The sequence below is a fragment of the Moritella sp. PE36 genome, assembly GCF_000170855.1.
Lineage (GTDB): Bacteria > Pseudomonadota > Gammaproteobacteria > Enterobacterales > Moritellaceae > Moritella.
On sequence record NZ_ABCQ01000010.1, the window covers coordinates 70,401 to 90,090 of the forward strand.

Consider the following 19,690-nt stretch of genomic DNA (forward strand, 5'->3'; position numbering starts at 1 on the left):
TATGAGTAATAGTAATTTGGTTATTAATAATAACGTCCGTTATTAATAATCGTAACGTTAATTATGAGTACCGTAATATGAAGATATTAGTGACAGGGGGTGCTGGTTTCATAGGCAGTGCTGTTATTCGACACATATTGAGTGAGACGGACTATCAGGTGGTGAACCTAGATAGCTTAACTTACGCTGGCAATCTTGATTCAATTCCTGCGACCTTGCTTTCATCGCAGTATGTCTTTGAGTGTGTTGATATCTGTAACAAAGAACAAGTTGATCGTGTCTTTTTGCAGCATCAACCTGATATTGTCATGCATCTTGCTGCTGAATCGCATGTTGACCGCTCCATCGAAAGTCCGAACTGTTTTGTGGAAACCAATATTATTGGCACGTATAACTTACTTGAATCGGCACGTGTTTATTGGTTGTCATTAGCAGATGAAAAAAAGGCGGATTTTCGTTTTCATCATATTTCGACCGATGAGGTATTTGGTGATTTAGCTTGTCAAGGAAGTAAAGAGAGCCAAGACGGACTGTTTGTTGAGACCACTGCTTACGATCCCAGTTCGCCTTATTCTGCCACCAAAGCGAGTGCTGATCACTTAGTACGGGCATGGTTTCGAACTTATGGTCTTCCGACATTAATCACTAACTGCTCGAATAACTATGGCCCTTATCATTTTCCTGAAAAACTCATTCCGCACATGATATTAAACGCGTTAAATGGGCAAGCGTTGCCCGTTTACGGTGATGGTTTGCAAGTCAGGGATTGGTTGTATGTTGATGATCATGCTCGCGCATTAGTGCTGGTGGCGACAAAAGGTCAAATTGGTGAGCGCTATAACATTGGTGGTCATAACGAGAAACGTAATATAGATGTGGTTAATAGCTTGTGCAGTGTATTAGAAGATCTTGTACCCGACAAACCCGATGGCGTTGAACATTATCGTGATCTTATCCAATTTGTTAATGATAGGCCTGGGCATGATCTGAGATATGCGATTGATGCAAGTAAAATTCAACGTGAGTTAGGCTGGCAACCAGAGGAAACATTTGCAACGGGTATTAGAAAAACAGTGCAGTGGTATTTAGATAATACAGCGTGGTGGCAGCGTGTTTTAAATGGTGATTATCAGTTAACACGTCGAGGAGAAAGAGCTAATGGGCAATAAAAAATACAAAGGTATTGTGTTAGCGGGTGGTTCTGGCACGCGTTTACATCCCATTACCAAAGCTGTCTCCAAGCAGCTGTTACCTATTTACGATAAACCGATGATCTATTATCCACTGTCGGTACTGATGTTGGCGGATATTCAAGATATTTTAATCATTTCGACCCCGGATGATCTTCCTCATTTTAAGGCTTTGTTTGGCGATGGCTCCACCTTTGGGCTTAATATTGAATACGCCGAACAGCCGAGCCCTGACGGTATCGCACAAGCTTTTATCATTGCTGAAGACTTTATTGGCGAGGACAATGTCTGTCTTATTTTAGGTGATAACGTTTTCTATGGGCAACACTTCAGCGGTAAATTATTGAACGCAACAAGTAAGGATACTGGCGCAACGGTATTTGGTTATCGGGTGACAGACCCTGGCCGTTTTGGTGTTGTGGAGTTTGATAAAGAAGGTAATGTGCTAAGTATTGAAGAAAAACCCGAGAAACCTAAGTCAAATAATGCCGTTACAGGTTTATATTTTTATGATAACAGGGTCATTAACATGGCAAAGTCTTTAACGCCTTCGGCCCGCAATGAAGTCGAGATCACGGATATCACCAACATGTATTTAGCGTTAGGCGAATTATACGTTGAGCGTTTTGGTCGTGGTTTTGCTTGGTTTGATACCGGCACCCATTATTCCTTATTGAAAGCCGCAATGTTTGTACAGACGATTGAGCATAATCAAGGCTTAAAAGTGGCTTGTTTAGAAGAGATCGCATTTTCAAAAGGTTGGATCACGCGCGGGCAATTAGAAGAGCAAGCATGTCTGTTACAGAAAACAGAGTATGGGCAATACCTCTACGGCTTGCTGCGTGAGGAGTTGTAGATGAAAGTGTCCAAAACCTCGATTGATGGAGCCTTGGTTATCGAGCCTGATGTATTTGGAGATGAACGGGGTTTCTTTATGGAAACATTCCAAGCGGCGCGTTATCGCGATGTGCTTGGTGGTGAGTTTGATTTCGTACAAGATAACTATTCACGCTCTTCAAAAAATGTTTTACGTGGGTTACATTTTCAAAAAACTAAACAGCAAGGCAAGTTAGTACGTGTGGTATTGGGGGACGTGTACGATGTTGCCGTCGATATACGGTTAGCTTCACCTACCTATGGGCAGTGCCATGGGCTGCGATTAAACGCTGAGAATAAACTGCAATTTTGGTTACCACCGGGATTAGCCCATGGTTTTGTGGTGTTATCTGATCTTGCTGATTTTGAATATAAATGTACCAACTATTATGACAATAGAGATGAAGGCTGCCTTATTTGGAATGATCCTGTATTAAACATCGATTGGCCTTGTGATAACCCGTTATTGTCAGATAAAGATAAAATGGGCCTTAAGTTTAACGACTTGTTTTAAGCAAGGGCGGCTTTTATGTTGCGATTATTAGTGACTGGGCAAAAAGGCCAAATAGGCCAGTCGATTAAAGATCGTATAGATCATCAAGAATGGGATGTATTACTCACCGATATAGAGACATTGGACATCACCAATGCAGCGCAAGTCGCTAGGGTATTTAAGGCATTTAAGCCCAATGTGGTGATTAATGCGGCTGCGTATACAGAGGTGGATAAAGCAGAAAACGAGGCGGGAGCTGCGGAGTCGGTTAATGCCTATGGACCTTACTTATTGGCTCTGCAATGTCATAACGTGGGGGCGTTATTAATCCACTTTTCGACCGAGTATATTTTTAACGGCCACAGTGATTGCCGTTATGTCGAGACCGATACGCCAGCGCCGTTAAATGTATATGGGCGAACTAAATTACAAGGTGAGCAATATATAAAGACCTATTTGAGTCATTACATCATTATTCGCACCTCATGGGTGTTTAGTGAATACGCGCGAAACTTTGTCACTACCATGCTTTCATTGCGCCGCGAAGCAGAGCCGATCCGCATTGTTAATGATCAATTTGGTTGCCCGACTTATGCAGGGGATGTCGCCAATTTAGCGCTTGATATCGCTAAGGAACGTATGGCTGAAACGAATCGATATCAACTTGGTGAGTATAATTTTTGTGGTGATAGCGAGGTAAGCTGGTTCGATTTTGCTTGCGCTATTTTTGACGAATTAGATAAATACCAACCCGGTGAGCAGGGCCGCCATTTAGTCGGCGTGACAAGTGAAGAATATGCTTCAATTGCCGTACGGCCTAGAAATGGCATTTTAAACTGTCATAAAATCTCACCGATATTTAGACCTTCGGATTGGCGGCGTAAGTTACGTCATGTTATTGAAACAACGATGGCATAAATGTTTACCGCTGGGGAAAATAAATGATTAATCGAAATCTGTTAGAAGCGTATAAAATAGAACATGGGAATATCAAGGTTGCTATAGCGGGTGCTGGCTATATTAGTAAGGGGTTGATACAGCAGATAACGTTGCTGGATTTCATTGATGTCGTTTCTATTTATTCCAAAACACGCGCGCCAATTATTGCCTTGCTGAAAGATGCTAATTTACCGTTATCGATTATTGCCGACAACGTTGAAGACTTTTGTGCAAGTGATGCTGACATTGTGGTTGAGTTGACGGGTGATACTGAATTTGGTTGCGAACTCGGACTTGCTACGTTAGCGGCCAATAAACATTTTGTGGTTAGCGCCGAAACGGATGCGCTTGTTGGCCCTGTGCTTGCTGAGCGTTTCCGTGAAAAAGGACTGATCTACAGTAATATGTGGGGCGATGAACCCGGCTTGATTAAGCACCTTTATAATTATGCCGATGTATTGGGCTTCGGGATCGTGGCCGTTGGTAAATTTAAAGGTTTTCACGATTCTTTTGCTAACCCCGATTCGGTATTACCTTGGGCTGAAAAATCAGGGCAGAAACCAACGATGATCGCATCCTTTGCGGATGGCTCTAAAATGTCGATGGAAATGACGATTGTCTCGAATGCCACAGGATTGGTCGCAGATGTACCGGGTATGCATTTAGCCAAAGGTACACTTGAAGATATTGTTGATTTATTGAAATTAAAAGATGACGGCGGTATTTTGAATCAAACAGGGGTAATTGAAGTTGTTTGTGGGGTCGAACCCAGTGGTGGGGTATTTGCCGTTATTTCCACGGATAAACCCGAAATATTAGATTCGCTTTCTTATTATAAAATGGGTGATGGTCCTAATTATCTGTTGTATTTACCTTACCATATGCCGGGTATTGAAGCTTTGTACGGTTTATACGTGAATGTGGTTGAACATCAATCTGTTGTACGTCCACTGGGCGCACCGGTATCGGATGTGATCACCCGTGCCAAGCGCGACCTGAAAAAAGGCGACCAGCTCGATTGCATAGGTGGTTATGATTATTACGGCGAAATGACCAGTGCTGAATTATCTGTAGAACATAGCGCATTACCTTTAGGGCTGGCGACAGGTGCTAGGTTATTAGTAGATATTAACCAAGGTGAGCCGATTTTATTTCAAGATGTAGAAATTCACGGCCACATTGACGGCCGTAAATTACGTCAACGATTTAGTGAAATGGTGCTGGAAAACCAACCGTTAGAATCGAACAATATCAAACGTGTTAATTTAGGTTAGTCGTGTAAGGTTAATCCTATTTAGCTAAATCTAAAGCGAGTCATTGTTATCTGTGACTCGTTTTTTCTTTGTTTTATAAGCAGAGGATTTAGTGGGAGGATGTTATAGGCTGTCATAATAAAATGGTTGCCAGTTGCCAGTTGCCAGTTGTCAGTTGTCAGTTGTCAGTTGTCAGTTGTCAGTTGTCAGTTGTCAGTTGTACAGTTTGACGGTTTTAGTGGTGAATAATGCTTTTATTTTTCCGTACTTATCAACTAATTGTAATAAGGGTTTTGCGTATTTTGATTGGCCAAAAGGTAATTTAACCAATACGATAAATAGCAATATAATCAGTTTTATTAACACGTCAGTAAAGTAAGTTAGTTTGTTGGCTAGCGGCGCTTGTTGTATGCGATAACGGGTATAGGTTTCGCCTATGCGTATCGCCCGTCTTAATAGGTAGTTTATATTCAATCGGTTACTTGCCACTTCTTCACTGACAAAGGCTTCATTTGAGCACACCAGTTTACCGCCATGCTGGTATAACCGATAAAAGAAATCTGCATCCTCCCCCCCGGTTAAGCCATAGTCGGAATCAAATCTGAGTTGGTATTTTTTAATGGCAGCTTGGCTGACCAATGTTGAATTAGTCGCACCACTGGTGACTTCTTGGCCGTTACTTACCGCTGGTCGTTCAAATACACCTGAATCAAGGATCCACTGCGGGGTATGGTTAGGGTAGGTTGATTTGACTCGGCCGAATACAGCATCTGCTTGAAAAGTTTGCGCGGTTGATAACAGTTGCGCTAACCAATCGGGATCGGCCACTTCATCATCATCGATAAATGCCACCCATTCACCCTTGGTATTATTGATGGAGCAGTTACGTGCTAAGGCAATGTTTTTTGCCGTTTCTTGGCGGTAATATACCGGTATATCCATGACATTCGCTTGGCCTTTGACCAGCATTTCCGCATAAGCGTGCTCATCATTATCAACGACGATCACTTCAAGAGTAACGTGTTCTGGTAGTCGTAAGGCGGCAATACTCCTGAGGGTATCGACAACATGATCTCGTTGATATGTACACATACAAATAGATATCAGCATGGCTATTTTCACCTATCGATTTAAGGCCTTGTAATAATTGTAGTGATGGAATACGGGGTTTGCTGTGGGTTGCTTTATTATGTCTGTCTTTGTTTGTGTATTCGCATCGAATTCACTTGTCATATTAATCACTTATAGGTATTGTTCGTTTTCAGCTATTTAGCCTATTGACTAAAAATAAGTCTTCAAACTACTTCAGAATATAGACACCAATGAACCTTGAGTACAGGCTCGCTACCGAGCAAGATTATGATTTTGCATTTAGCTTAAAAAAGTCTGCGGAATATGGGCCGATTAAAGCTGTTTTTGGTTGGGACGAAGCATTACAGCAACAGATGCATGCAGAGGAATGGGCGGCAGGTAAACCTATGTTGATCTGTATTGATGGTATCGCTGTTGGCAGTTATAAGATTGAAATAAACGCTGACTATATTCACTTTTGTCGCTTTTTCTTATTACCTGAACATCAAGGTAAAGGCATTGGTAGCAAAGTATTAAACCAGCTCATTACACTTGCCAAAGAGCAACAATTACCCTGTAAGTTAAGTCATTTACAAGGTAATCGAGTCGGTGAGTTATATGCCCGTTTTGGCTTTGTTATTGATGACAGTGATAGTCAATTTGTTTATATGTCTAGAGTGTTATCGACTAACGCTTAAAGCGATGACTGCTTCTGCCGCTTCGAGCGCGCCTTCGATATAACCGCCGTTTTCTTCTGCAGCTTCTGTGCCCGCAAAGTACCAACCTTGTTGATAAACAGGTATCAGCGCTGATTGAATATCACGTAAACCATACTGCGGGTGGCCATTCGGTGCATTTTTATCTGCATCCGTTGCAGTCATGGTTTCTTGGCTCCAGTCGATTAACTTCACATCAATCGGCTCAGCGGCTTGTTCACCATAAAGTCGCACAAGTTGCTTTATGGCTAACGATTTGATTAACTCATTGCCTGCTGATTGGCGAGTATGTGCATCAATACCCACAAAACCAAATAGCGCGCCTGCGCCGTCGTTCGTACTTGCATCGTGTATTTCTGCTAATGGACCCACTTGGCTACTGGCCGAACCGGACAAACCGGTTTTACGCCAGAACGGTGTATCGTAGATGGCAAAAAATTTCGCATGTGCTGCCATCCATGTGGCTGTCGATGCGAATTTTTTCTGTATTTTCGTCGGCAATGCTGGTGATAGCGTAATGCTGTTGGCAAGTAAACGTAACGGCATTGCAAAGATTACCTGACGCGCTTGTATGGTTTGTGCTTCGCCGTCTATTTCGGCTGTAACGATAGAATAGCTATCTTGTTCTGTCGCAGTATGCGCTACATGCGTGACCTTAGCGTTACGAATAATACGCCCACTGATTAGCTTATCTTTAATACCATTAACAACCGTTTGCATGCCATCAGCCACACGCATTGATTGCGGTGAACCGGCGTAACCTGATTCATAGCGCAGCGGTGGTTTGTTCTCGTGTTTATCAAACAAGAACGCGCCTTTATCATGTTGTGGGAATACAGATAAATGCAGATCATCAATCAACTGGGTAATACGTGGGTGCATGTCTGGCCAAAACCAAGAAGGGCCCATATCAAACTTGTCTTCGGTATATATTCGACCGCCCAATCGCGCTCGACCTTCGAGTAAAATATACTCTTTACCAAGCTGTTCTAATAAATAAGCGGTATATAAACCGCTTAGTCCACCGCCAATAATGACAAATTCTGTTTTCATGTTAGTACCTTAATAAACGGTTTGTTATAAATGCATTCTTATAAACGATAGCTGTGATGACCTGTTTTGATCCAAACTGTGCAATCATCAGAAGAGGTGGTGACGTCTAACGCTTCACCAACAGGTAAACGCAGCCAATCAAACTGGCGATAAACGTCCCCTTGATGATTCAATTCACCGTTTACAATAAGCAGTTCAATCCCACCTGTATTATCTAGGGTGATATTTGCATTACTTGCCCAACGTTCTAATCGTACGGTTTCTTGTTTGAATGCGTGTAGCGCTTGGTATTGCACTGGCGTTCGGTTTTCATCTTGGATAAAGGCTTGATTGGCGGTATTGATTTCCACATCTTGGTCGTCACCGTCTTGAAATTGACCGAGCTTAACGATGATCATGCAGCCGTCTTTGACTATCGGTGCATGTTCTGTACCGACCGGGTTTCGCTTATAGGTACCAACAGGATAATCACCGTGTTCATCGGCGAACACACCTTGTAACACCAAGAATTCTTCGCCGCCAGTATGTACATGGTTAGTGAAATAACTGTCTGCATCATAGGTAACTAGTGTTGTTGGCGTTGCTGCAAATTCAACGCCATCACGCTCTAACATTTTACGTGATACACCTTTAAGCGGAGAGGGTAGCCAAGTCGATTCATCAAAGAATACTTTTGCTGGTTGGGTTAGATCGCTATTAATGTTCATATCGTCATTCCACAGATTAAGTGTCTTTATGTTGTAATTATGGATTTATTCTTTGCATATGACAAAGCACTACTTCTATACTGACGATATAGTTTTTCTTTAGTGTTAAATTGACGTGAGGTCGCGCTGTAAATGAATAATATTGCCCATTTGAATGCAGTTCGTGCTTTTGAAGCATCGGCTAGACACCTAAGTTTTTCTTTGGCGGCAAAAGAGCTTAATGTCACGCCTGCGGCAATCGGTCAGCAAGTACGTTTATTAGAAGAGTGGTTAGGTGTCAGCTTGTTTATTCGTGCCACTAGTGGAGCTTCACGTCTAACATTGACGGCGCAGGCGAAGCTAGCACTGCCAGAAATAACGCGAGGTTTAGAGCATATATCTCAAGGTTTAGCATTATTGCAAAAGCCGATTATCAATAATGCCATCACAGTGTCGGTGAGTCCTGCGTTTGCAGCAAAGTGGTTGTTAACGCACATTGATGATTTTCAGCTAAAGTATCCTGATTATGACCTTCGCTTAAATACCAATTCTCGTTCTGTCGATTACTTTGCCGAAGACATCGATATTGGTGTGCGTTATGGCAAAGGCAATTGGCCGGAATTGTCACAAACATTACTGATGGATGAGGATATATTTCCGGTGTGTTCCCCAGATCTGGTTGAGCAAGGGTTGACGTCACTGAGTGACTTAGCGAATTATCCGTTATTACACGATCATTCTATGCCGATCAGTTCGGGGTTTCCGACTTGGTCTAGTTGGTTGAGTGAACAGGGCATTGATAATGTAGAAACCAATAAAGGATTGAAAATTAATAACTCGGCATCGGTAATTCAAGCCGCGGTGGCTGGGCAGGGCGTCGCACTAGGCCGCAGTGTATTAGTCAAAGATGATCTTGCTTGTGGACGATTAGTGAAGCCATTTCCAGTACTGAATAGCAGTACCGAATTGGCTTATTATATTGTCTGGCGACCTGAACATGATGGGTTAGAAAAAGTTCAGGCCTTTAAAGGGTGGTTATTAGAAACGGCTGCCGTATAAAGGGTTACCGCTGATAGCAATCAGCACTGGCTAAAGTCCGGTTGGCGTTTTTCCATAAAAGCGCTAACTGCTTCACGGCATTCTGGTTGCGTGACTAAATAAGCCAAGCTTTTATTTTCATATTCAACGATATCTAATAGTTGTTGTCGAGATTCTCTCATCAACATTGCTTTACTGGTGCGCATGGCTATTGGTGCCAGTTTTGCAAGTGTGATGGACCTTTGCATTGCTGCATCATCTGGTGAGCCACATACTTCATTCGCAAACCCTAAAGTAACCGCTTCATTTGCCTGCATAGGCTCGCCTGCTAATAACATGGCTCGCGCTTTACGCACGCCAATTTGTTGCGCTAATAATTGGCTCGAGCCGAGTTCCGGGCATAACCCCATCGCCACAAATGGTGTTTGAAATATTGCCGTTGGAGATACATAGAGGAAATCTACAAACTGTAACATGGTGGTGCCGATCCCCATTGCAGAGCCATTAACGGCTGCAACGATTGGTTTATCACAGTTGATTAATGCGCGCATAAAACGGGCGCCATATTGATCCGCTTGGCCTTGCGACATGGCTTGAAAGTCTTGCATATCATTGCCCGCGCAAAAAATATCGGCCGATCCCTTAATCATCACGACATGAATGGCATCATCCTGTTGTGCCGTTTCTAATCCTTGAGCGAGTAATAAATACATGGCCTGATTTAACGCATTACGTGCCTTAGGGCGGTTTATTGTTAGCGTTAAAATATGATCCTGCACAACTGAAGTAATGAAATCTTCCATGTTATAAACCTTAAGTTAGAGCTGGGTATTTTCATAATGCCCATTAAGTTTTAACTCTAACATAACTTAAATTGCTGGATAATATCATTATTCATATGTGTTTTTCCTAACCGTGATGATGATTAACTCTGTGAACTAAAGCATCAATTATGTGGTTAATGTATACCTTAGGTCACAGTAATATTAGGTCAGTAACACCAAAGCAGCTTGTGTGTGCCTTATAATGGACTGCCATTTATATCAGTAGCAATCAGCACTTGGTCATCGGGGTTATCTGTGGTGTCATTCGCTATCCAAGCTGCGAGGCAATCACGACTTTCGATACAAGGGTCCGTTAGGCTGCTGAGGAAAGCCACTAGCTGATCGACTTCATCATCATTCAAGTTAATATTGGGTAAACGTGATGTTCCTTCTCGACGTTCTTCGGCAAGCTTATCTAACGCAAGTTCGCCATTAGTGCGCACGTTAGGGTACAAGTTTGTACAGCTGGCGACATTATCGAATTGGGCTAATTGGCACCACTCATGATCATCTGCATAATCATCAATACTGCGACTTGGGTTGTTATAATGACGGACAACTCTTTCTAGTGAATCAAATGTTCCAGCATGGCCGTAAGGTGCTGTCGTGGTAATGTTTAACAAGCTTGGCGTACGGAAGTTATATCTGTCCACCGCATCACCGGTTACGCGCTCACGACCAAAATCATCATCGCCATTGCTGCCGTCTCCTTTACCAACGCCAATCTGTGGAAAGGCGACAATGTTATGGCGCTCATCACTTAACAGTGGGCCGCTGTGACACGCTGAACAACCAGCGCCACCATCTTCAGGGGCAGCAAAGAATAATAACGCCCCTTGTTTTTGTTGCTCTGTTAACGCGGAAATATCACCGTCGAGATAATTACGCCACGGTGAGTCGATAAACACCATCGAGCGCTCGTATTCACCAATGGCTTCTGCGCTATTCTCGAAAGTCACCAGATCTTCAGCATCAGCATTGCTATTGAACGCAGTTTGGAATTCGCTTAACCATTGATTACGACTTAACTCGCCAGCACCTTCGTCATAATCGCCTAAACGTGCTGCAAGGTGATGGCGAATAACAGTATTGCTGCTACCATTTTCAAAATCAGCTGTTTTCATTTCTTCCGCTGACGTAACCGGAAATCGTGCTTGTGCGGTCACTAAGTTAGAGCCGGCATTACTATCTGCGATACCAAAGCCACTATCAGGTGTACTGATGCCTGATGCGGCACCGTTTTGATTGTTTTCTTTACCCAAACTTTCAACTCGTGAATCCCAGAATAAACTGCTATCCCATAATGCGACGTTGAAGATAGTTGGGCTGTTACGCGGCACAACGGGGATGCCAGTACTATTCTCTCGTCCTTGACCAAGTACCTGCGCATTAATGGACTCAACTCCGATAGGCAGGCTTAACGCATCTGCGCCACCGAGTGTGGGATGGTGGCAACTGGCGCAAGCGCTATCAAGATCGCCGCCGAGGCTTTGGCTAAAAAAGAGTTTTTTACCGAGATTGGCAAGCGGAGAGTCAATCGAGGGGATATCACGGTTTGCAATCGCTGAGCGAGCAAGGTTCTTTTCACTGATGATTGCTTGTAGTGAGATGTCGAATTCGCTTGGTTCAGTGCTGTCGTCAGCAGAGTTATTGGCAATATCATCACTCTCGCCACATCCGGATAACGCCAATGGTAGGGATAGCATCACAGCAAGTGCCAATGGCTGCTTTATTTTAAATATCATATCAGACTCCATTCATTTGTATTTTATTTGATTACATCCAGTTTAATTGGTGAGTATGGAAGAACGATGCAACAAATAAGGAACAAATGTGCAAAGTGATCCTAAGTTGGGACATTTATGCCATTTAAGGGTATAACTTAGAGATACCGGTAGGGAGACTCGATGCGTATATTTCCTAAATTATTACTTATTCTATTATTAACCAGTGCCATGGTGTTATCACTTTTATATGCCTTGATGCAGTGGAGTTTTGATCGCGGCATGCTGAATTACGTTAATCAACGCCAGCTTCAAAGTATGCAGTTGTTATCTGATAATCTGGCTAATTTTTATCAAGAAAAAGGCAGTTGGGATGACCTGGTAGCGTCATCTCTGCAACGACCACCGCCACCAAGAAGAGGTAATCGACCGAGTGCGCATAGACCTAATCAACATAGACCTAGTCAACAGAGAGATAATGACAGCAGAGGTAACGGACCGCTCGAGCCAGGTATAACCCGTTTTGGCTCGCGAGAATTTGGAAAACGAGATGTTGGCCAACGAGAGTTTGAGCTCCGACCACCGCCACCTAGACTGCGAATAAATCGAACAGATATAGACTATTGGCCAATGCTATTAGCGTTATCAGCACAAGGTTTACATTATCCTGAAGATGCTGGTAAACAAATGGATAACCGCTCTGCAGGGTCTCGAAATGAGCTACGAGTTACGCTGTTAAGCCAAGACAAGCAAAGGCTTATTGGCCGTTTCAAGGATAATTATAATAGCAAAACGATCCTGCTTAATGGTGACATCATTGGCTATATCGCCTTACCACCGAGTAAAGCTCTAACTGATGAATTTGATATCGCGTTTGTGGCTGAAAACAACCAGAGCATCGCGGTTATTATTGCCGGTGTTTTTGTGCTAATTTTTATTATCACACTGCCTTTATCACGTCACTTTGTATTACCGATCACCAAACTAAAAAAAGCCGTGGTTAAGCTGAATAGAGGCGAGCTACAAACTCGCTTGCAAGTGGTTGGCCGGGATGAATTAGCGACATTGGCACGTAACTTTAATGATTTGGCGGCAACATTAGAGCAAAACGAAGATTCCAGAAAACGTTGGCTTGCTGATATTTCTCATGAACTACGTACGCCCCTAGCCATTGTGAAAGGTGAAATCGAAGCGATGGAAGACGGTATACGGCCGTTAAATAAAGCTGGTTTACAATCTTTATCGGAAGAGGTCGCGCATTTACAAAAGCTGATTAATGATTTGAATGAATTAACAAATGCGGAAATTGGCGCACTACGTTACCAGAAATCAACATTAGATCTGACACTGCTGGTATCGCAGAGTGTAGAACGCCATCAGACTATACTGGATAAAGGTGGTTTACTCGTGAATGCAGCGTTTACAGATCAGCCACTGATGGTATGGGCTGATGAGACACGTTTACATCAGCTGTTAGATAACGTATTTGCCAACTGTCTTAAATATACCGATGCGCCGGGTAAAGTATTTGTCACTTTAACGAGAAATAAGCAAAAGGCTGAGATCATTATTGAAGATAGTGCACCAGCTGTACCAGAGAGTGCACTGGCAAAATTGTTTGAACATTTGTATCGGGTAGAAAGTTCACGTAATCGTAAAACCGGTGGCTCAGGTTTAGGCTTAGCGCTTTGTAAGAATATTGTTTATGCCCATCAAGGGAGTATTGAGGCATTTTCATCTAAGCAGGGTGGCTTAGGTATCAAAATTACATTACCCTTAAATTAGGCTACTTATAGACGTAAACGTAAACAAAAAATTACCAACGTAGATTAAATACCATTAATGCCGATAAGTGAGGGAACATGTCCAAGGTATTGATCGTTGAAGATGAAGTGAAAATTGCCCAGTTGTTAACAGATTATTTGGTGCAATCGAATTTAGAAACCGTGATGGTACATGATGGTAATGCCGTGCTTGAACTGGTGCATAACCAATATTTTGATATCATTTTGTTAGACCTGATGTTACCTGGTAAAGACGGTATTACACTGTGCAAAGAGATAAGACAGTTTTCTGCGGTGCCGATTATTATGGTGACAGCAAGAGTGGATGAGATTGATCGCCTCATTGGTTTAGAGTTGGGAGCAGATGATTATATTTGTAAACCTTTCTCTCCTCGTGAAGTCGTTGCGCGAGTGAAGGCGGTATTAAGGCGAACGCAATCACAAACGCAATCGTTAGATAAATCAGACACGATTAAGTCAACGCCCAAGGTTGTTGAATTAGATCCGGAAAAATACCAAGCGCGTGTTTTTGGCATACCTGTTGAGCTGACTGCAATTGAATTTAATTTATTACAGATACTGGCCAAAGAGCCCGGTCGGATTTATTCACGCTCACAATTAATGAACCATGTATATCACGACCATCGAGTTGTTAGCGAGCGCACCATAGACAGTCATATCAAAAAATTACGAAAAAAATTAAATGATATCAAACCCGATATGGAACTGGTGCAGTCGGTATATAGTGTGGGTTATAAGTTGGAAATATAATTTATCTTGAAGTAGTTTGGGTATAAAACATCATCATGAAAAGAAAAAACCAGATAGCTATCTGGTTTTTTTATGCTTATTAATTGGTGTAACGGTCTTCACTTATACGGATAATCGAACTATGGTTTGTCCATGGATGAGAAATTTGAGCAGCACGAATTATGAGGTTAACTGATATATATCGGGCGATTAATTGTATGAATGAATATGCACCTGAATATAGTAAAAGGGAGAAAGTGGTACTTTTTGTTAAGTATTGTGGGTTGATGACTGCGGTACTTTTATTCACTCTATTTTATTTTATGCCTCGCTTCATGAATTTTATAGAGGTTGCTCATTGTTTTGATTATGCAGGCTTTTCAGGACTACAAATCTTGTTTTATGGATTGTTCGTTGCTGTTCCGCTGTCATTATTGTTGATTATTACTGCGATTGAGGGGCCAAGAAACATGCAAATTATGCGCCTTGGCCAAAGTCCCTTACCTACCGAGAAAGTGCTGAGGCCGACTAAGTATGTCTATGGTATAAAAGCTAAAATAAGGCCAGTACTGTTGTTACTCGTCTTAGTATGTATCTTTGTATTTAGTATGCGAGGTGTTTATTGGGCTAATGATTTTATTGCGATGATGTCGAAAATGGAACTTACTCAATGCGATAACCGTTAATATTTATTGTCGTTTCAAGGCGGTAGCTACTATGTTAAGACACTATTATGTATCTGATGATCTTGATGAACTAGAGATTGTTGAAAGGGAGCTAGAAGCAGAAGGATTTACCGAACCCCAAATTCATGTGCTAAGTCTTGATGATTGCCACGTTGAGCAACACCATTTACATGAAGTTGAATCTTTACTTAAACAAGATGTTATCCGGGGGGGAGAAATAGGCGCCGGCGTTGGTATTATTGTGGCTATGTTGGCGTTAGGATTACCCTATATGATGGGGTGGACTGATGGCGCTGCAGGTTGGTTACCCTTCATTTTTTTGTCTGTGCTGAGTTTTGGCTTTTGTATCTGGGAAGGGGGCTTTATTGGTTTCCAGAAGCCGAATGTACACTTTGCTCGCTTTCAAGAATTACTGATAAAAGGCAACCACATTTTATTTGTCGATGTTGATCCGGTGCAAGAACATAATTTCGGCGTGATAATGAAGTCACACCCCGATGTTGAACCTATTTGTTGTGGGTCAGGATCACCGCATTGGGTCGTTAGTTGTCAGGATGCCTATAATCGCGTGGTGAAGGGAACGCCTTAAACGAGTGCTTTTATTATCGGTCGAAGCAATTCAAATTTTTTGAACTAAGCTTAGTTAATTGTACTAGCTTCATATCCTTGCTTGGTTTTATGTTTTGTAAAACTGACAGTTTTCGATGGTTAAATAACGGTTAAATTATGGTCATTGCGGTAGTAATTCTGTTACTGGTTATTAGCTCCTTGCTGTTTCATTTTTTAAGTCCATGGTGGTTTACGCCTATCGCCTCAAATTGGACTGCGATCGATCAAACTATCAATATTACCTTCTGGGTTACGGGTACAGTATTTGTTGCCGTGAACCTGTTTCTCGCTTACGTGGTGTATCGGTACCGTTATAACAAGAATAGAAAAGCAGAATACGATCCTGAAAACCGAAAATTAGAAGGTTGGTTAACGGTATTAACCTCGATTGGTATTATCGCCATGCTAACACCCGGGTTGTTTGTTTGGGCTGATTTTGTCGATGTGCCTGCAGATGCGCGTGAGGTCGAAGTGGTTGGTCAGCAATGGCATTGGAGTTTTCGCTTGCCCGGCGAGGATGGCCAACTGGGTCGTACGGCCATTGCGTTAATTAATCAGAATAATCCGTTTGGTATCGACCCCGATGATCCACAGGGTCAAGATGATGTATTGATTAATAGTAATGTATTACACCTGCCTATCGAACGTCCGGTTAAAGTGTTGTTACGATCTAAAGACGTGTTACACAATTTCACCGTCCCGCAATTCAGAGTGAAAATGGACTTGGTGCCAGGCACGCAATCTTACCTCTGGTTTACACCTACTTTACTTGGTCGTTACGAGATCTTATGCCTTGAATTATGTGGCATTGCCCACTACACAATGCGTGGACACGTTGTTGTTGAGTCTGAAGGTGATTATCAAATATGGCTTAATCAACAGCCAACATTTAAGCAAAGCCTTGCGCGTATTAGTCGTGATATTTCTGCTGGTCAACAAAGCTATACCGCGTGTGTCGCCTGCCATGGCGTTAATGGTGAAGGGAATAAAGCCATCGGTGCGCCAGTATTAGCGGGTCAGGAAAGTGATTACCTTAATCGGCAGTTACATTATTTCCGAAATAACATTCGCGGTGGCAGTGATGATGATATTTATGGCCGTCAAATGTTATCGTTTGCAGCAATGTTAGCGGACGATGCTGCGGTGGCTAATATCAGTCTTTACCTTAATTCATTGCCAGCTGTGACGGTTATCCAGTCAACTGAACGTCGCGGTAATGTGTCAGTTGGACGAGATATTTATAAAAATTGTGCCGTTTGTCATGGTGAATCTGCGCAAGGACATTATGCCCAAAAAGCACCTAAGTTAGCGGGACAATATACCAGTTATCTCAAACGTCAATTAGAGAACTATCAACAAGGTATTCGCGGTAAACACCCACAAGATATGTATGGTCCTCAGATGATCCTGATGTCTAAATTATTGCAAGACGATCACGCTATCGACGATGTGCTCGCGTATATCGCTACATTACAGCCAGTTCAATAGGGCTTGTTTTCATAGGACTTGTTTTCATAAGATTTGTTCAATAAGGTTTGGTAGGAGGTTTGAGTGAAAGAAATACAGCCTATAGCAGACGATCACCAACCATCGAGCTTCTTTGCTAAGTATGTGTGGAGTCTGGATCATAAAGTGATTGCTATTCAGTATTCGATCACGGCTATTTTTGTGGGTCTGATCGCTTTAGTATTATCTGCGCTAATGCGCTTACAACTCGGCTTTCCAGATCATTTCTCTTTTATTGACCCAAGCTCTTATCTGCAATATGTCACGATGCACGGCATTATTATGGTGATCTATTTACTCACCGCTTTATTACTCGGTGGTTTTGGCAATTACCTTATTCCATTAATGATTGGCGCGCGGGATATGGTATTCCCCTATCTTAACATGCTGAGTTTTTGGACTTATTTAGTATCGGTTATCGTGCTGATATCCAGTTTTTTTGTTACCGGTGGGCCGACAGGTGCAGGGTGGACCTTGTATCCACCTCAGGCTATTTTGCAAGGTACGCCGGGGGCGGATAACGGTATATTGTTGATGTTATTGTCGCTGGCGATTTTTATTATCGCTTTTACCATGGGCGGTCTTAATTACGTCACCACGATATTGCAAGCGCGTACTCGTGGTATGACCCTGATGAGAATGCCGCTGACATTGTGGGGGATCTTCATTGCCACGATCTTAGGGCTATTGGCATTTCCGGCGTTGCTGGTCAGCGCGATCATGATGTTGTTTGATAAATTACTGGGTACCAGCTTCTTCATGCCTGCGATCTTATCCTTAGGTGAAAACTTAGACTACACCGGCGGGAGCCCCATTTTATTTCAACATCTATTTTGGTTTTTTGGTCATCCCGAGGTATACATTGTCGCCTTGCCTGCATTCGGCATGGTATCGGATGTGATCGCGACTCATGCTCGTAAAAATATCTTTGGTTATCGGATGATGGTCTGGGCGATCGTGGCGATCGGTGGGCTGAGTTTTGTGGTGTGGGCACATCATATGTATGTCAGCGGGATGAATCCTTATTTTGGTTTCTTCTTTGCTACCACCACCTTGATCATTGCAGTGCCGACTGCATTGAAAGTCTATAATTGGCTGCTAACGCTGTGGCGTGGCAATATTCATTTTACGGTGCCGATGTTCTTCGCCATTGGTTTTATCTTTACCTTTACCCACGGTGGTCTAACGGGCTTGTTCTTGGGTAATGTGGTGGTTGATTTACCGTTGTCGGACACCTTCTTTGTGGTTGCGCATTTTCATATGGTGATGGGAGTGTCGCCGATCATGGTGCTGTTTGCGGCGATCTATCATTGGTTCCCGTTAGTAACGGGGCGGATGCTGCATACGGGACTGGGTAAATTACATTTCTGGGTTACCTTTCTCGGTACCTATGCGATTTATTTACCGATGCACTATCTTGGTTTTCTTGGTGTGCCGCGCCGTTATTTTGCGCTGGGTGATACTGCTTTCATTCCCGATTCAACACAAACACTCAATGCCGGTATTACTGTCGCTGCCTTGATTGTTGGTGTGGGTCAGCTGATCTTTATTTTCAATCTGATTTGGAGTGTACGTCACGGTAAAGTATCCGTAGCTAATCCTTGGCAAGCTACGTCGTTGGAGTGGCAAACACCGCAATGCCCACCTGTACATGGTAATTGGGGGGATAACGTGCCTGTCGTTTACCGGTGGGCTTATGATTACAGTGTGCCTGGGCACAAAACAGATTTTACCCCACAAAATAAAACGGATGCAGAGAGTTTATTAACAGATAAGGGGGAGCCGTGATAATGAACATTATTCGCCAATTACTCAGTAAACCTTGGTTGTCAGACGATGCTGATATTACCGGTTCTTATAATCAGACACAGTGCTTAAGCGTGGTTCAGACTCAATCAACTAAAACCGCGCTGGTTTTCTTTTTGATGGTGGTGAGCGTTGTCTTTTTATTGATTTCAATCACCTTCTTATCACGTTCACAATATCCTGATTTTACGGCGTTAGCGGGCCCACCTTGGTTACCCTTCAGCAATCCCACCACCCTTTGGGTTAATAGCGCGTTTTTATTACTCGCATCCATTGCTATCCGCTTTGCCGCGACATCTAAGCCGATTAACGAGCGCGTGGCTCATACCCGTATGGTATTGGCGTTATGCCTGACGGGGTTATTCAGTTGTTTGTTTTTAATCGGGCAATTATTGGTCTGGCAGCAGCTTACTGCGTCAGGTTTCGCCGTAAATGGTAACCCTGCCAACAGTTACTTTTATTTGTTTACCGGTATTCATGGATTACATTTGGCGGGTGGTTTTATTGCATTAATTCGGGTTGTGGTTATCTTTGTTAGACATGCGGATAGTGAACGATTGACGGCCAATTTACACTTATGTGTTTGGTATTGGCATTATTTGTTTATTGTGTGGATGTTGTTGTTTGCATTGTTAACGGCAACACCAGACACCTACAAAACGATTGCATTGCTTTGTGGTTTTTAG

19 protein-coding genes are annotated in these 19,690 nt (G+C 42.8%); 14 read left to right on the forward strand and 5 right to left on the reverse strand.

Annotated elements, in window-relative coordinates; genetic code table 11:
• Nucleotides 1-77: 77 nt before the first annotated feature.
• The 5 genes from rfbB to PE36_RS08425 are packed head-to-tail and all read left to right on the forward strand — an operon-like array spanning nt 78 to nt 4,772.
• Nucleotides 78-1,169, forward strand: a complete 1,092-nt coding sequence (rfbB, locus tag PE36_RS08405; protein ID WP_006031571.1) for a dTDP-glucose 4,6-dehydratase — start codon at nt 78-80, stop codon at nt 1,167-1,169.
• Nucleotides 1,159-2,046 carry a glucose-1-phosphate thymidylyltransferase RfbA gene (gene rfbA, locus PE36_RS08410; RefSeq protein WP_006031572.1) on the forward strand — a complete coding sequence of 296 codons (888 nt, stop codon included), beginning with the start codon at nt 1,159-1,161 and terminating at the stop codon, nt 2,044-2,046. Before rfbB ends, rfbA begins: the two co-directional genes overlap by 11 nt.
• On the forward strand, nt 2,047-2,580 hold the full coding sequence (gene rfbC / locus PE36_RS08415; protein ID WP_006031573.1) for a dTDP-4-dehydrorhamnose 3,5-epimerase: 534 nt from the start codon (nt 2,047-2,049) through the stop codon (nt 2,578-2,580). It begins immediately after the preceding gene.
• Nucleotides 2,581-2,595: 15 nt separating this feature from the next.
• Nucleotides 2,596-3,477 carry a dTDP-4-dehydrorhamnose reductase gene (gene rfbD, locus PE36_RS08420; protein ID WP_006031574.1) on the forward strand — a complete coding sequence of 294 codons (882 nt, stop codon included), beginning with the start codon at nt 2,596-2,598 and terminating at the stop codon, nt 3,475-3,477.
• A 23-nt stretch (nt 3,478-3,500) separates the two neighbouring features.
• Nucleotides 3,501-4,772, forward strand: a complete 1,272-nt coding sequence (locus PE36_RS08425; RefSeq protein WP_006031575.1) for an NAD(P)H-dependent oxidoreductase — start codon at nt 3,501-3,503, stop codon at nt 4,770-4,772.
• A 192-nt stretch (nt 4,773-4,964) separates the two neighbouring features.
• Here PE36_RS08425 and PE36_RS08430 read toward each other — a convergent pair whose 3' ends face one another.
• Nucleotides 4,965-5,861 (reverse strand): glycosyltransferase family 2 protein, encoded by an 897-nt coding sequence (locus PE36_RS08430; RefSeq protein ID WP_232286553.1) that lies wholly within the window; start codon nt 5,859-5,861, stop codon nt 4,965-4,967.
• A gap of 212 nt (nt 5,862-6,073) precedes the next feature.
• Between PE36_RS08430 and PE36_RS08435 the strand changes: the two genes are divergently transcribed.
• Nucleotides 6,074-6,520 carry a GNAT family N-acetyltransferase gene (locus PE36_RS08435; protein WP_006031577.1) on the forward strand — a complete coding sequence of 149 codons (447 nt, stop codon included), beginning with the start codon at nt 6,074-6,076 and terminating at the stop codon, nt 6,518-6,520.
• Here the strand turns inward: PE36_RS08435 and PE36_RS08440 are convergent.
• Both PE36_RS08440 and PE36_RS08445 read right to left on the reverse strand, forming a co-directional pair.
• Nucleotides 6,503-7,591, reverse strand: coding sequence for an FAD-dependent oxidoreductase (locus PE36_RS08440; protein ID WP_006031578.1), 1,089 nt, complete (start codon nt 7,589-7,591; stop codon nt 6,503-6,505). The two genes, PE36_RS08435 and PE36_RS08440, sit on opposite strands and share 18 nt — an antisense overlap.
• Before the next feature lie 38 nt (nt 7,592-7,629).
• Nucleotides 7,630-8,298, reverse strand: a complete 669-nt coding sequence (locus PE36_RS08445) for a cupin domain-containing protein (protein ID WP_006031579.1) — start codon at nt 8,296-8,298, stop codon at nt 7,630-7,632.
• Between the two features lie 132 nt (nt 8,299-8,430).
• On the opposite strand from PE36_RS08445, the gene gcvA reads away from it, so the two are divergent.
• Complete coding sequence (gcvA, locus tag PE36_RS08450) at nt 8,431-9,336, forward strand: transcriptional regulator GcvA (protein ID WP_006031580.1); 906 nt, start codon at nt 8,431-8,433, stop codon at nt 9,334-9,336.
• A gap of 20 nt (nt 9,337-9,356) precedes the next feature.
• On the opposite strand, the gene PE36_RS08455 is transcribed toward gcvA, so the two are convergent.
• Both PE36_RS08455 and PE36_RS08460 read right to left on the reverse strand, forming a co-directional pair.
• A complete protein-coding gene (locus tag PE36_RS08455) occupies nt 9,357-10,118 on the reverse strand; it encodes an enoyl-CoA hydratase/isomerase family protein (RefSeq protein WP_006031581.1) in 762 nt (253 codons plus the stop codon).
• A 218-nt stretch (nt 10,119-10,336) separates the two neighbouring features.
• On the reverse strand, nt 10,337-11,884 hold the full coding sequence (locus PE36_RS08460; protein ID WP_085983529.1) for a cytochrome-c peroxidase: 1,548 nt from the start codon (nt 11,882-11,884) through the stop codon (nt 10,337-10,339).
• Between the two features lie 162 nt (nt 11,885-12,046).
• On the opposite strand from PE36_RS08460, the gene PE36_RS08465 reads away from it, so the two are divergent.
• From PE36_RS08465 to PE36_RS08495, 7 genes are all read left to right on the forward strand, one after another.
• A complete protein-coding gene (locus PE36_RS08465) occupies nt 12,047-13,648 on the forward strand; it encodes an ATP-binding protein (protein WP_006031583.1) in 1,602 nt (533 codons plus the stop codon).
• 77 nt (nt 13,649-13,725) lie between these two features.
• Entirely contained in the window at nt 13,726-14,418 is a 693-nt protein-coding gene (locus PE36_RS08470) for a response regulator (protein ID WP_006031584.1), read from the forward strand.
• Between the two features lie 197 nt (nt 14,419-14,615).
• A complete protein-coding gene (locus tag PE36_RS08475; RefSeq protein ID WP_006031585.1) occupies nt 14,616-15,083 on the forward strand; it encodes a hypothetical protein in 468 nt (155 codons plus the stop codon).
• Nucleotides 15,084-15,114: 31 nt separating this feature from the next.
• Nucleotides 15,115-15,672: a hypothetical protein gene (locus PE36_RS08480; protein WP_006031586.1), complete on the forward strand. Its 558-nt coding sequence runs from the start codon at nt 15,115-15,117 to the stop codon at nt 15,670-15,672.
• Between the two features lie 137 nt (nt 15,673-15,809).
• Nucleotides 15,810-17,180, forward strand: coding sequence for a c-type cytochrome (locus PE36_RS08485; protein ID WP_006031587.1), 1,371 nt, complete (start codon nt 15,810-15,812; stop codon nt 17,178-17,180).
• Nucleotides 17,181-17,243: 63 nt separating this feature from the next.
• Entirely contained in the window at nt 17,244-18,986 is a 1,743-nt protein-coding gene (locus tag PE36_RS08490; protein ID WP_006031588.1) for a cbb3-type cytochrome c oxidase subunit I, read from the forward strand.
• Between the two features lie 2 nt (nt 18,987-18,988).
• Nucleotides 18,989-19,690 (forward strand): cytochrome c oxidase subunit 3, encoded by a 702-nt coding sequence (locus PE36_RS08495; protein WP_006031589.1) that lies wholly within the window; start codon nt 18,989-18,991, stop codon nt 19,688-19,690.